Genomic DNA, 13932 nt, shown 5'->3' on the forward strand with positions numbered 1-13932 from the left:
GGTAAAAATAAGGAAGAATGCCATGTCACTTGTGCGCTTGGAAAAAAATAAGGGCATTGCCACTGTTACACTGAATCGTCCCGATAAACGCAATGCCATGAGCTTTGCCCTGCTGCGCGAACTGGTCGCGACTGCGCAGAAAATCAAAAAAGATAAAAGTATCCGTTGTGTGATTTTAACCGGCGAAGCTCAGGTCTTTAGTGCCGGTATTGATCTGGCAGATTTAAATAATCCTAAAAATCGTGCCTATGCTGCCTGGGAGCTGATTCGTCCGGGTCAGAGTCTGTTTCAAAAAGCTTTTCTGGTCTGGCAGGAATTGCCTGTCCCCGTGATCGCTGCAATAGAGGGATTCTGTTTTGGTGCCGGCATGCAGCTTGCTCTGGCCGCAGACATACGCATTGCACACCCTGATACTAAAATGTCGATCATGGAAACCCGTTGGGGACTGGTGCCAGACATGGGACTCAGCCGTTCTCTGAAAGGCTTGATTAGTATTGATCTGGCCAAAGAGCTAACTTTAACTGCCCGGATTTTTGATGGTGCGTATGCCAAAGAGATTGGTCTCATCACCCATGTCGATCAACAACCTTTGGCAAGAGCACAAGCTTTGGCTGAGGAAATGCTGCAACGCTCTCCAGATGCCTTGATGGCCTCTAAATTTGTGCTGGATGCCATGCAGCACCGTCCGAACAAATCCCTGCGTATGGAAAAAATCTGGCAGCTCAAATTACTGCTAGGTAAAAACAGCCAGCTGGCCCGCAAAAAAGACAAGAACCCAGAGGTCCAGTTTGTGCCACGCCAATATAAATAAAATCGAGTCTGAGTTAAAGTAAGGAATAAGAGAAAGTATGCAGTTGAATCGCGATACTAAAATTGCCTTTTTAGGCATGGGTTTAATGGGCACTCGCATGGCCACGCGTCTGCTTGAGGCAGGGTTTCAGGTAGCGGTCTGGAACCGTACTCCTGCTGCCTGTCATCCCTTGCTGGATTTGGGTGCGACTGCACTGTCTTTAAACCAGATTGCCGATTATCCGGTGATTCTCACCTGTCTGGCAGATGATCATGCGGTGCAATCAGTCTTTGAGCAGATCGAGCCCTATTTAGTCACTGATCAAGTGATTGTCGATTTCTCCAGCCTTTCGGTACAGCAGACCCAACGACTTGCTGTACAAGCGCAGGCCAGACAGGTGACCTGGATTGATTCTCCGGTTTCAGGAGGGACGGTCGGTGCTGAACAAGGCAGTCTGGTGATTTTTGCCGGTGGTGATGCCGCAACGATTGAACATCTTGATCCAATCTATGCCGCACTTTCACAGCGCGTCACCCGTATGGGCGATACCGGTACTGGTCAGGCCACTAAAATCTGTAACCAGCTGATTGTCGCGGCCAATAGTACCTTGATCGCGGAAGCAGTAGCATTGGCGGACCTTGCTGGGGTAGATACCCGCTTACTGGCACCTGCCTTGGCCGGTGGTTTTGCCGACTCCAAGCCTTTTCAGATTCTGGCACCGCGTATGGCCACGCAAACATTTGAACCGGTGCAATGGAAAGTACAGACCTTGTCTAAAGATCTGAATAATGCCGTGCAACTGGCCCAAAGCTTTGATTTGGATGTTCCGGTCGCGACTCAGGCCTTATCACAACTGCAAGCCCATCAGGCTCAAGGCTTTGCCGAAGCTGATCTGGCCACTGTGATCCAGCAGCTAAAACATACATAACACTTGATTTATGCAATCTTGAATATTTAAGAGAAATACATGATTAAACTCGCTGTCAACCTGTCAATGATTTTTACTGAAGTGCCACTCATTGAACGCTTCGCACTGGCTCGAGCACAAGGCTTTAATCATGTGGAAATCCAGTTTCCTTATGAGCTCGGTATTGGGCAGATTCAAAACCTGCTCAGCACCCATCAGCTGAACTTATGTCTGATCAATGTTCCTGCAGGTGATTTAATGCAGGGTGGTGATGGTCTGGCCGGCATTCCAGGAAGGGAAATCGAGTTCCGTCATGCTATTGAGCAGTCCATCCAGTATGCCACGGCATTGAATGTCCCCCGGGTCAATATTCTGGCAGGAAAACAGCCTCTGGATTGTGACCTGTTGCCCTGCCTGAATACGCTGGCGAGTAATCTGAAAATGGCCTGTTCAATGCTGGTTGAACATCAAATTGAACCGGTCTTTGAAATGATCAATGGCACCGATATGCCACGTTTTTTAATTCAAAATGTTGCACAAGCACAGGAAATGCTGGAAGCGGCCCATCATCCGGCTTTAAAAATGCAGTATGACTGCTACCACATGGCGATGATGGGCGAAGATGTACTGGAAACTTTGCAAGAAAATATTGCCTCGATTGGTCATATCCAGTTTGCGGATTGTCCGGGGCGGCATCAACCCAATACAGCCTGTATTCAATATCATGATATATTTCAGTGGTTAAAACATAGCCAATACCAAGGATATGTCGCTGCCGAGTATAAACCCAACGGGCATTCCAATGATTCCTTTGGCTGGAAAGCCGAGTTCTTTGCTGAGCATGACTGAGTGGGCTGCAGCTTCATTTGAAATTCCGGACTAAAACCGCTATATTAGACCATGCATAATTGTTAGGAAATTACACACCCCATGAATTTAGAACCATCGCCCAGCGCTTCTAATTCTCACGATCTTACTATGAATTCAAATTCTCAGGCTGTACAGAACTGCTTAAAAGTCGTACATGCTGCACTTGAAGATGTAAAAGCAAAAGAAATTGTTGAGCTTGATGTCAGCGGTATCAGTAATGTGGCTGATGCTATGGTCATTGCAAGCGGTACATCGACACGTCATATCAAATCACTGGCCAATAACGTTGCTGAAGAAGCACGTAAAGCTGGCTTCCGCCCGCTTGGTATTGAAGGCGAACGTGATGCTGAATGGATCCTCATCGACCTCGGTTATGTTGTGGTTCATTGCATGCTTCCAACAGCGCGTAAATTCTATGACCTAGAAAGTTTATGGCGCAATCCTGCAGAAACAAACTCTGTAGCGTAAAATCGAATATTAAAAAAAGCGACCTGTGTAGGTCGCTTTTTTATGTCTTCAAATTCTGAATGCGCTATATTTTTGCTGCCGGTCGTGCCTGAGCCGTTCCAGATTCAATCTATAAAAATTATTTTGATATCTAAGCTCAATCGTTTGAGGGCGTTATATTATTTTAAATTATTGGATTTATTTTAAAGTCGCCTTTGTTCATGGCATTGAGTGATGTATCAATTTCCCACAATCTGACTTCTATCCATGTATAAAAAAACCACCCGAAGGTGGTTTTTTTATTTTTTATAATTTCCGCTAATCCCTCTTTACAAAAAAGGGGAACTTAAGAGGATTCTAATTAGTGCCCACCGCCATTAATGGCTTTGGTCATGTCTTCAACCACTTTTTTCGCATCACCGAAGATCATCATGGTCTTGTCATTATAGAACAAGTCATTGTCCAGACCTGCATAACCGGTCGCCATAGAGCGTTTGATTACCATGATGGTACGTGCTTTATGTGCTTCCAGAATCGGCATACCATAAATTGGTGATGCTGGGTCATCTTTTGCCGCAGGGTTCACCACGTCATTTGCACCAATTACCAATACCACATCTGTTGCCGGGAAGTCGGAGTTGATTTCGTCCATCTCTAAAATGTCTTCATAGGGTACGTCGGCTTCTGCAAGCAATACGTTCATATGACCTGGCATACGACCTGCTACCGGGTGAATCGCAAAACGTACTGTCACGCCCTGTTCTTTCAACAAGTTAGCCAACTCTTTAACTGCATTCTGTGCACGACCTTGTGCCATACCATAACCCGGCACAATCACCACACTGTCTGCATTCGACATCAGGAAGCCCGCATCATCTGCAGAACCTGAACGATGGTTACGTGGCGCTTTATCGCCTGCATCTGCTGCTGCAACCGCTGTACCGCCCATCGCACCACCAAACAGGACATTGATGATCGAACGGTTCATGGCTTTACACATGATATAAGACAGAATTGCCCCCGATGAACCCACCAGTGAACCTGCAACGATCAGCATGTTATTTTCAAGCGTGAAACCAATCCCTGCTGCAGCCCAACCCGAGAATGAGTTAAGTAGTGAAACCACCACCGGCATATCACCGCCACCGACTGGTGCAATCCATACCCAACCGAATGCCAGTGCAAGCGCAGTCATTGCCCAGAACGATGTCATATCACCGGTCAGGAAGAAGTGAATACCAAAACCTAACATTGCAATAAAGATAATCGCTTGGACTGGTTTTACCCATGTACCAGAAATGGTTTTTGCCCATTTCTTTGCAGCCAGTTTACCGTAAGCAAAAACTGATGCCGTAAAGGTAATCGCACCGACAAAACAGCCCACGAACAATTCAAATAGATGAACACGGCTCATTGCATGGAAATTGACGCCATTGGCAGCCAATAGGTCTGGACCAAGTTCGATCAATTTGTTGTTGTGAATAATTGCTGCAACTGCAATCAACACCGCAGCCAAACCCACCAGGGAATGCATCAAGGCTACAGTTTCTGGCATCTGGGTCATGGGTACGGTACGTGCACGGGCAATGCCCACGATTGCACCCAGTACCATTGCACCAATGATCATCCAGACCACCGGATTGTCTGCAACGAAGAAAGTAGTCAATACTGCAATCGCCATGGCGATCATGCCGTAACGGTTGCCTTGAATCGCAGTTTTAGGGCCTGATAAACCACGTAACGTCAGGATAAAAAGAACGGCACCAATCAGGTAGAACCAATCCGCATATTCTCGAATCATTTCCATGGATTAACCCTCTTTTTTCTTTTGCTTAGGTTTAAACATTTCCAGCATGCGTGCAGTCACTGCAAAGCCACCAAAAATATTAATACTGGCCAGGAACACCGCGATTGCACCCAATACACTCACCACGTTAATGGTCTGGAAATCGACACTGCCTTCCACGCCGATCACCGGCAAACCAACGGTCTGGATCATCGCACCGACAATAATGATCGAGGACAAGGCATTGGTTACTGCCATCAACGGCGTATGCAATGCTGGTGTTACACCCCACACCACGTAGTAACCTACGAAAATGGCAAGGACAAAAATCGTAATTGTTTCAACCATGAGTCTTCTCCTTAACCACGTTTCAGCAGCACTTGGCCGCCATGAGTGACAAGTAGGGCTTTTTGAATTTCTTCTTCTGGATTCAGTACAAAATTCTTGTCGGCATCAAATAACGTTTCAACGAAGTTAAATACGTTACGTGCATATAAAGCCGATGCTTCAGTCGATACAGTTGAGGGGATATTTGGAATACCGAGAATTTTGACACCGTTTTCAGTATGTACAGTTTCACCGCATTTCGAACCTTCAACGTTACCGCCCGATTCAACTGCCATATCTAAAATGACTGAACCCGGTTTCATCTTCGCAACTGTTTCAGCACGGATTAAACGAGGTGCATCACGGCCTGGTAAAAGCGCTGTGGTAATCACGATGTCAGCATTCGACACTGCCTTATCAACAATTGCAGCCTGATCGCGGATGTATTCTTCACCCGGCATCCAGCCATAACCATTCTTGGCAGCATCAGCCGCTTTCTGCTGTTCTTCAGCCGACATCGGTACATCCAGCCATTTACCACCTAAAGACTCCACTTGCTCTTTGGCGGTTGGACGCAAGTCTGTGGCTTCAACGATGGCACCTAACCGTTTTGCTGTTGCAATCGCTTGCAGACCCGCCACGCCTACACCCATGATTACGACACGAGCCGGTTTGACCGTACCCGCAGCAGTCATCAGCATCGGGAACATGCGCTGGTATTCAGCCGCGGCCAAAAGCACCGACTTGTATCCTGCAAGGTTGGCTTGAGAAGACAAGACATCCATGTTCTGCGCACGAGACAAGGTTCGTGGCAAAAGTTCTAATGCAAATGCAGACACGTTTTGTGCCGCGAATTGGTCAAGCTCAGTATTACGGTAAGGATCAAACATCGCCACGATGGTGGTGTTCGGATTGAGTTTTTGAATTTCCTCACCTTTGGGTGCACGAACTTTTAAAATCAATTGACTACCGGTGTAGGCATCATCCGTAATTTTGGCACCAACTTGTTCATAGGCACTATCGATATAGGCAGCTTTAAGCCCTGCACCACGTTCGACAATCACGCTATGTCCTGCGCTGATCAATTTCTTTACTGTCTCTGGCGTCGCAGCGACGCGATTTTCACCGACAACAGTTTCGGCTGGAATTCCGATCTGCATGAGCGTTCCTCAAGCTAATTTTTCTTAAGTAAACATCGCTTAAACGATGCTTCCCCTCAGGATGTGTTTTTGTTGAATTTTTGGATTCTAATCAAACTATTTGAAATTACTACCTACTATTTATTTAATAAATGCCTATATATTGAACTGATGATTCATAAAAATGCTGCTGTCATGGTAGATGGCTTAAATACGCCAAATATTTATATTTGATTATTTTATAAACGATATTCATTCCGCTGAATGAAATACCCAGATTCTGTTGTATTAAACAGGCACAGATTTCCGATTTATTTTGTTACATTGATCATTCTGACAATTATTACCTTATTTCTAGGTACATGCGCAGATTTTGAATCTATCTAATCCCTACAGATAGCGGCGCTTTAGCCCAGCCATTTTTTTATTGTTGACTTTTCTGACAAATTTAGCACTCAAGCAAGAGCACTGATTTTAGATGCTAAAATCGTATTTTATGTAATGATATAATTTGTTTTAAGAGGATCCTTAGCAGAGAAAATTGATGCATCTGACAAAAAATAATCTCCAAAAATTTATAAGACTCAGGTCTCAAACCCTCAGATAAAGAAGAAGAAAAAACATTGAGGACTATTTATTATATTAATATCCGGAACCTGATTAAAAATTAAAAATCCAGTTTTTGCACCAAATTTGGGCAAAAAAATTAGAGTAAATATTCAACTTTATGGACCTTATTACTCTTTTTTTGTTCTTCCTGCAGGGAGATGCGCTTTAAAAACGCGACTCCCTCATGAACAGACAATAAATCCTGTAAATATTCACACATGCTTTCCGTTGCAAATTACTTCTTTATTTAAGCTGCATGAGTCCTGAGCATTATCAATGCTGGAAATATTTCTCTACTTTTAAAACATTAACTTCTAGCCTATAGTGCGCTCAATTCCGACATTATTCTCCTTCCTCATTTAAATTCTTCTGGTCTTAAGACAAGGTTAGCGCCATGAACACGCCTCTCGATATTAGTCAAAATAAGCCTTTATTATGGCTGATGGCGATTGCATGCGGTTTATGTGCCGGAGCCAACTATTATTGCCAGCCGCTGATTTCATCGATTCAGCAATATTATCAGGTGCCTGAATCACAAGTGGCGCTCACCGTCACCTTTGCTCAAATCTCTTATGCCTTGGGTCTGCTGTTTATTGTGCCTTTGGGTGACATACTAAATAAAACCAAGCTGATTCCCTTTCTCATGCTGGGTGCGGCGGCAGGTTTATTTATTTGTGCCGCTGCGGTGAACCTGCCGATGCTCTGGGTGGGTACTATCATTGCCGGATTGTTTTCTGTGGCTGCGCAGATTCTGATTCCCTTGGCCACCATGGCAGTCAAACCGGAAAAAACTGGAGAAGTGGTAGGTTTCCTGATGAGCGGCTTGCTGGTCGGTATCCTGCTCTCGACCAGTATCGCTGGATTACTGTCGGATCTGTTTCACTGGAAAATGATTTACATAGTCAGTGGCATCAGCATGCTGGCTTTAAGTTTTTATTTAAGAGGAAAATTGCCGAGTCTTCCGCGTCTAAGAATCAGCTATGCAGCGATTTTTAGATCCATGGCACAATTACTTCAGCAGGAACCGCGTCTGGTTTTGCGTTCACTTACAGGTGCCTGCGCTTTTGCTGCCATGAGCATGTTGTTCTCGACCATCGCTCTGCTGCTGACCCAAGAACCTTTTCAGCTTTCTGATGTTATGGTTGGTCTGGTGACACTGGTGGGAGTGTTTGGTGCACTTTCCACACAAGTAATTGGGAAATGGGCCGATCGTGGCCATATCAAAACCCTAAGCTGGGTCGGCTGTTCTATCCTGATTGGGAGCTGGCTGTTCCTATATTTTGGTGCGGTATCGCTGCTCAGTTATATTCTGGGTTATGGACTCATTAATCTCGGACTCGCAATTACTCATAGCTGTAACCAGAACGTAATTTTTCGCCTGCGCCCGGATGCCAAATCACGGGTGAACTCACTCTACATGACCTTGTACTTTATTGGGGGAGCTTGTGGTTCGGCCTTAGGCGTATACGCCTGGCATCATGGTGGATGGAGCATGACCTGTCTGGCAGGGCTCGGGCTGGCTCTATTTGCTACATTATTCATCCTGCTGGATCAATGGCATCATGCACGGAAGTTAGCATGATGCTTAATCCTATTTAGCTGACTTGCGCTGCCGGATAATAGGGCTTATTCAAATCCAGCGTTTTTGAGTTTTCCAATAAAATACAGATAAAAACTGGCAATAATGCTGCCAGAATTCGGCAACTTTCCTCGAATGACTTATGGTTCAATGAACTTTGGCAGGTCATGCCGCCATGTATGAGCTGATGATGTAAGGTATATAAACGATCAAATAACAGCTTTAGAACTTCAACTGAATTTTTTTCCTGCAAGGCATTCTGTATTTGTTGCTTCTGATTCTCAAGTACTGCCTGACAGTTTTCCAGACTAATTTTTTGATTGCGATAATCCCAAAAGCTTTGATTTAAATATGAGCTATCTAATAGTGAATGAATCGGCTGGCTATATTTTTCCCAGACAATATGGCTGATTTTCTGCTCTGTATCGTTATGGCAAAGTATTTCTAAAAATTGATGTAACTTGTCTTGCCCCTGAATCAGATCGCCCTCCTCTGCATAAATAGACTGAAAGCTGATCCACAAGCTGATAAATTTAAAATCCAGATCTCGATCCAGCTCCAGTGATTTTTTAAACCAGCTCACTCCACGATGAATTCTTAAATTAAAATGTGCCGAATTTTGTGCTTTATAGCTTTTGTAAATTTCCTCCAGTAACAGCATCATTGTTCTCCTTATTTATGGCGTTTTTTATTCCTCTCTCACTATTAAAATATACCACTGAGAAATGACTGGGAATTCCAATTTCATTTTTAGCTGACATTGTCATAGCTCAACAGGAAGCTCGCCCTACTAGGCTTGTTTTTTAATTTTATTTTCCTCCCCCTCTTTTTTTTAATATCAGCAATTCGGTACGAGTACATCAGCCGTACCTACCAGGTACCAAAGCATTATTTTTTCCTCTTTTTTCGAAAAAGCATAAATGGAAAGTGTATTGAAAATGAACAATAAATAAGGCTTTAAACTGATTTTTGAGCGTGAGAACTATATAGGCTTATTCAGATAATATTTCTAAACCCCCTTATCTAAAATAAATAGTTCGGGAATTAATCTAACTTAACCCCTCATTATATTATTTTCGTCACAATAAAATAAACGTTTATAATATCAAAAATACACACCACAATTTAATATAAAAATTAAAACCTAATATAAGAAAACCACCTTACACCAAGAATTAAAATTAATGAACATTTAAGTTAATATTCATTAAAAATAAATTATTTTTAAATTCCAAATAATACCAGGATTAAATATATAGTAACAATTACTCTTTAATATGTGAAAAATAACATATTGACCTTAAAACACTTTTCAAAAAAGATTATTAATTACAAAGTTTTAAAAAAATTAAATAAAACCAAGTTTAAATAAAATAATATTTTCATTAAATAAAATATATACTTACATAAAAATCATATTTTGTTCCAAAATGTAACTAAACCTCAAAAACTTCTTTAAAAAAAATATTATAAACACTAAATATTTGATTAAATTAAGTTCAATATAAAAGAACATGATTTGCATTTTTCTCAATCAAGCATAATATTTTTATAAAGTCACAAACAAATATATCAAATCAAAAAAAATAGATCAATTAACACAATTTATAGTGAGTCTATAAAATGATGGAATGGATACAAAATGAATTAAGTCAAAGCCCTTCAATTCTATTGTTTTTATCTTTGGCAATAGGCTTTTGGATTGGTAAATTTCGATTCGGTAAATTCCAGCTTGGCGGCGTTGCTGGCTCATTGCTTGCTGCCGCTGTACTCAGTCTTATTGGTGTAACTGTTGATAATGGCGTCAAAGCCATACTCTTCGCAGTGTTCATTTATGCAGTCGGTTTTGAAAGTGGTCCACAGTTTTTTAAATCGCTGGGACCAAAATCTATGAAAGAAGTTCTGTTAGCGGTATTTTTGGCAGTTTGCGGACTGGCTACCGTGCTCATCATGGCAAAAATCTTCCACCTAGATAAAGGGATGGCAGCAGGTTTGGCATCAGGCGGACTGACCCAGTCGGCAATTATTGGTACAGCAGGCGATGCAATTTCCCGTCTCGACTTGCCTGCCGCGGAGATCCAGAAGCTTCAGTCAAATGTCGCGGTTGGATATGCATTAACCTATATTTTCGGGTCACTCGGTGCCATCATTATCTGCGCAAGTACCGTGCCAAAATTTATGGGCCGTAGTATTCGTGATGATGCGCTCAAGGCTCAAGCTGAACAGCTAAAAGGTGCTTATCAACTGGCGCCTGGGCAGGAACCGGCCATGCCTGAAATTGTTGGGCGTATTTATAGAGTCCAGCAGGCCTCAGGACAAACAATTGCAGAGCTTCAGTCAAAAATCCCCAACATTACCATTGAACGGATTAAACGCGGCACTCAATTTATCGATGCCTCTCTAGAAACCAAGCTCGAGACAGATGATATTATTCTGGTGATTGGTCGTAGAGCGGGTGTCGTTTCAATTGCTCAACATATCGGGACTGAACTGGAATCCTCCGAAGGCATGGAAATAGTCATGTCTACCACGGATATGATTCTCAGAAACTCCAAATACATCAATCGCACCCTAGGAGATGTGAGGGCTAACACCCCAGAGTATCTAAAACATGGTGTTTATGTGATTGGAATTAAAAGAAATAATGAATCAGTACCCATGGATGATAATACTGTTCTTCGTAAAGGAGATGTCATTACTGTCTATGGTACAAAAAATGATCTTGACCGGATGGTCAAAGAGGGTGGTCGTGCTATATCCCAAAGCATAAAAACAGATTGGGTTTTCCATGGCCTAGGTTTGGTTGTTGGTCTGTTAATCGGTTTAATTGTTATCCGTATTAGCAACATGCCGTTAACGCTAGGTGCAGGCGGAGGAGCACTTTTATCCGGTTTATTGTTTGGCTGGCTGCATAGCCGCAATCAGGTACGAGGCAATATGCCTCTGGCTGCCTCTCAAATTCTCAAAGATTTAGGTCTGGCCGGTTTCGTGGCGGCCGTAGGTCTGGAATCTGGCTTGCAGGCCTATCATACGATTATGCAAAGTGGCCTATCCCTGTTTATGATTGGAGTCGTGATAACAGTGGTTCCACTCATTCTCTCCATGTTTTTTGCCCGCTATATACTCCGTTATGACAACGTCGCAGTAATGGCCGGAGCATTATCAGGTGCCCGAAGTGCCAACCCTGCTTTTGGTGCGGTTTTGGATAAAGCCGGGAACTCTATCCCAACCGTTCCATTTGCCATTACTTATGCATTAGCCAATGTATTTTTAACCTTGCTTGGTCCACTCATTGTGGCGCTGGCTTAAATACACAAATAAATTTTAATTTGATCCAGCTTACAATAATTTTGGAGATTCCCCATGGGAAACGTTGATTATTCAAAATACTCAAAACTCAGTCCATTTGAACTTAAAGATGAACTGATTGCATTGGCAACCAGCCGCACGGATCGCATGATGCTGAATGCAGGCCGTGGTAATCCAAATTTTCTTGCCACTGTTCCACGGCGTGCCTTTTTTCAACTCGGTTTATTTTCTGCAACTGAGTCAGAATTTTCATTTTCGTATATGCCTGAAGGTCTAGGCGGGTTTCCACGTTCACAAGGATTACAATCGCGCTTTGAACAATTTATTTTAGCAAATCGCGATAAACCTGGTGTCGTTTTTCTAGGTAAAGCAATTTCCTATGTACGTGACCAGCTGGGACTGGATGCAGACGCTTTCTTGCTTGAAATGGTCGAAGGTATTCTAGGCTGTAATTATCCTGTTCCTGACCGAATGCTCAGAATCAGTGAAAAGATTATTAAAGAATATGTACTTCGTGAAATGGGTGTCCAGAGTATGCCGAAAGAAGGACTGGATCTGTTTGCAGTAGAAGGGGGTACTGCTGCAATGGCCTATATCTTTAACTCATTAAAAGAAAACAAGATAATTTCAAATGGTGACCGTATTGCCTTGGGTACGCCTATTTTTACCCCCTATATTGAAATTCCCAAACTTAATGATTATCAGCTTGAGGAAGTCATGATCCAGGCTGATCCTGAGCTTAACTGGCAGTATCCGGAATCTGAATTGCGTAAATTAGAAGATCCATCCATTAAAGCATTTTTTCTGGTCAATCCAAGTAATCCACCTTCAGTGAAAATAAATGATGAAGGACTGGCCATTATTGCAGATATTGTCAAGAAACGTCCTGACCTGATTATTTTGACTGATGACGTATATGGAACATTTGCGGATAATTTCACTTCACTATTTGCAATATGTCCTGACAACACCATATTGGTCTACTCCTTCTCAAAATATTTTGGAGCAACGGGCTGGCGTCTGGGCGTCATTGCACTCACCAAAAACAATATTCTGGATCAAAAAATTGCAGCACTGTCCACCAAGGATAAAAAGGAACTTGCAGAACGCTACTCCTCAATTACCACTGATCCGGCAAGTATCAAATTGATTGACCGGATGGTGGCAGATAGTCGAAATGTAGCCTTAAATCATACTGCAGGCTTATCCACCCCCCAGCAAGTACAGATGGTCCTTTTTGCCTTGTTTAATATGATGGATTCACGTCAAAACTATAAAAAAGCTGTTCAATCGGTCGTACGTGAACGGGATGCAGCACTGTATCGACAACTGGGGGTAGAAGTTCCCCAAGACCCAAATAGTGTGGATTACTACACGCTGGTAAATCTGGAAAATACTGCACGTACTTTATACGGTGATGACTTTGCAGACTGGATCATGAAAAACAAAAATCCAACTGAACTGTTGTTCCGAATCGCTGATGAAACTGGTGTGGTACTTCTACCTGGTTCCGGTTTTGGTGTTCAACACCCTTCAGCCCGTGCATCACTAGCAAACTTGAATGAATATCAATATGCTGCGATAGGTATGTCTTTAAGTAATCTGGCTGCTGAAGCTTATGAAGAATACAAAAAAGAGGGTAAAAAGAAAAAATAATATTTGAATGAAGCAGGCTAAGCCCATATCAGGATCCAAGAATCTAACTAGAGCATGTTTCTGATTCTTTAGTAAATCCTTGCTCCGAGTGGACTGAAATTGCGAGCAGGAATTAGCAAAGAATAATATTTTATATCTGCCCTAAAAGACCTCAATGATCTTTTAGGGCTTACTTAATAAATAACAGAGAAACTTTATGCTTTCCTATGAGCCATTTTCTGACTCCAGTCAACTTAGCAAAGAGTGATAACTCTGGGCGGCCTATAAGCCGCACCAGCAAATGAATCTATTTTAATAAGAATTTATATCAAATAATAATTTGCTTCCGCTACACTACACATCTTGTTCTTCGTTTAGAAGCTGAAGTACATGGTTTAAAAAACAGATGGAATGCACTTCACTTCAATGATTATACCCAGCCAAAGCTACTGATTTTAATTTAAGATCTATGGTGATTTATATACAAGCTATTAATTTATATAAATATATTTCTGTATTTTCTCTTTAGTCCTG

11 protein-coding genes are annotated in these 13932 nt (G+C 42.5%); 7 read left to right on the forward strand and 4 right to left on the reverse strand.

The window, feature by feature from the left end; genetic code table 11:
- Window positions 1–22: 22 nt before the first annotated feature.
- The 4 genes from KUG37_RS09215 (at window position 23) to rsfS (ending at window position 3035) form a co-directional block, all read left to right on the forward strand.
- Window positions 23–811 (forward strand): crotonase/enoyl-CoA hydratase family protein, encoded by a 789-nt coding sequence (locus KUG37_RS09215; RefSeq protein WP_216936698.1) that lies wholly within the window; start codon window positions 23–25, stop codon window positions 809–811.
- Between the two features lie 37 nt (window positions 812–848).
- The gene (locus KUG37_RS09220) at window positions 849–1718 is read left to right on the forward strand and encodes an NAD(P)-dependent oxidoreductase (RefSeq protein WP_216936697.1); all 870 of its coding nucleotides are present in this window, start codon (window positions 849–851) and stop codon (window positions 1716–1718) included.
- A 39-nt stretch (window positions 1719–1757) separates the two neighbouring features.
- A complete protein-coding gene (locus KUG37_RS09225) occupies window positions 1758–2546 on the forward strand; it encodes a hydroxypyruvate isomerase family protein (RefSeq protein ID WP_216936696.1) in 789 nt (262 codons plus the stop codon).
- A gap of 81 nt (window positions 2547–2627) precedes the next feature.
- Window positions 2628–3035: a ribosome silencing factor gene (gene rsfS / locus KUG37_RS09230; RefSeq protein WP_216936695.1), complete on the forward strand. Its 408-nt coding sequence runs from the start codon at window positions 2628–2630 to the stop codon at window positions 3033–3035.
- A 340-nt stretch (window positions 3036–3375) separates the two neighbouring features.
- Here the strand turns inward: rsfS and KUG37_RS09235 are convergent, their stop codons facing one another.
- Genes KUG37_RS09235 through KUG37_RS09245 form a run of 3 tightly spaced genes read right to left on the reverse strand, consistent with a single transcriptional unit; the run spans window position 3376 to window position 6287 of the window.
- A complete protein-coding gene (locus KUG37_RS09235; RefSeq protein ID WP_216936694.1) occupies window positions 3376–4821 on the reverse strand; it encodes an NAD(P)(+) transhydrogenase (Re/Si-specific) subunit beta in 1446 nt (481 codons plus the stop codon).
- Window positions 4822–4824: 3 nt separating this feature from the next.
- A complete protein-coding gene (locus KUG37_RS09240) occupies window positions 4825–5148 on the reverse strand; it encodes a proton-translocating transhydrogenase family protein (protein ID WP_004281642.1) in 324 nt (107 codons plus the stop codon).
- A gap of 11 nt (window positions 5149–5159) precedes the next feature.
- A complete protein-coding gene (locus KUG37_RS09245; protein ID WP_216936693.1) occupies window positions 5160–6287 on the reverse strand; it encodes a Re/Si-specific NAD(P)(+) transhydrogenase subunit alpha in 1128 nt (375 codons plus the stop codon).
- Window positions 6288–7269: 982 nt separating this feature from the next.
- On the opposite strand from KUG37_RS09245, the gene KUG37_RS09250 reads away from it, so the two are divergent.
- The gene (locus KUG37_RS09250) at window positions 7270–8457 is read left to right on the forward strand and encodes an MFS transporter (protein WP_216936692.1); all 1188 of its coding nucleotides are present in this window, start codon (window positions 7270–7272) and stop codon (window positions 8455–8457) included.
- Window positions 8458–8470: 13 nt separating this feature from the next.
- Here KUG37_RS09250 and KUG37_RS09255 read toward each other — a convergent pair whose 3' ends face one another.
- Entirely contained in the window at window positions 8471–9115 is a 645-nt protein-coding gene (locus KUG37_RS09255) for a HEPN domain-containing protein (protein ID WP_216940393.1), read from the reverse strand.
- 962 nt (window positions 9116–10077) lie between these two features.
- On the opposite strand from KUG37_RS09255, the gene aspT reads away from it, so the two are divergent.
- Window positions 10078–11763: an aspartate-alanine antiporter gene (aspT, locus tag KUG37_RS09260; RefSeq protein ID WP_216937495.1), complete on the forward strand. Its 1686-nt coding sequence runs from the start codon at window positions 10078–10080 to the stop codon at window positions 11761–11763.
- A 54-nt stretch (window positions 11764–11817) separates the two neighbouring features.
- Complete coding sequence (locus KUG37_RS09265) at window positions 11818–13419, forward strand: bifunctional aspartate transaminase/aspartate 4-decarboxylase (RefSeq protein WP_216937497.1); 1602 nt, start codon at window positions 11818–11820, stop codon at window positions 13417–13419.
- The last annotated feature ends 513 nt before the right edge of the window (window positions 13420–13932 follow it).

Origin of the sequence: Acinetobacter sp. BY419 (genome assembly GCF_019038395.1) — a bacterium.
GTDB lineage: Bacteria > Pseudomonadota > Gammaproteobacteria > Pseudomonadales > Moraxellaceae > Acinetobacter.

Bases quoted from the DNA above. Each gene is read 5' to 3' on its own strand.
- KUG37_RS09220 (WP_216936697.1), top strand. From the start codon at position 849: ATGCAGTTGAATCGCGATACTAAAATTGCCTTTTTAGGCATGGGTTTA.
- KUG37_RS09215 (WP_216936698.1), top strand. From the start codon at position 23: ATGTCACTTGTGCGCTTGGAAAAAAATAAGGGCATTGCCACTGTTACA.
- KUG37_RS09225 (WP_216936696.1), top strand. From the start codon at position 1,758: ATGATTAAACTCGCTGTCAACCTGTCAATGATTTTTACTGAAGTGCCA.
- KUG37_RS09245 (WP_216936693.1), bottom strand. From the start codon at position 6,287: ATGCAGATCGGAATTCCAGCCGAAACTGTTGTCGGTGAAAATCGCGTC.
- KUG37_RS09235 (WP_216936694.1), bottom strand. From the start codon at position 4,821: ATGGAAATGATTCGAGAATATGCGGATTGGTTCTACCTGATTGGTGCC.
- KUG37_RS09255 (WP_216940393.1), bottom strand. From the start codon at position 9,115: ATGCTGTTACTGGAGGAAATTTACAAAAGCTATAAAGCACAAAATTCG.
- rsfS (WP_216936695.1), top strand. From the start codon at position 2,628: ATGAATTTAGAACCATCGCCCAGCGCTTCTAATTCTCACGATCTTACT.
- KUG37_RS09240 (WP_004281642.1), bottom strand. From the start codon at position 5,148: ATGGTTGAAACAATTACGATTTTTGTCCTTGCCATTTTCGTAGGTTAC.
- aspT (WP_216937495.1), top strand. From the start codon at position 10,078: ATGATGGAATGGATACAAAATGAATTAAGTCAAAGCCCTTCAATTCTA.
- KUG37_RS09250 (WP_216936692.1), top strand. From the start codon at position 7,270: ATGAACACGCCTCTCGATATTAGTCAAAATAAGCCTTTATTATGGCTG.
- KUG37_RS09265 (WP_216937497.1), top strand. From the start codon at position 11,818: ATGGGAAACGTTGATTATTCAAAATACTCAAAACTCAGTCCATTTGAA.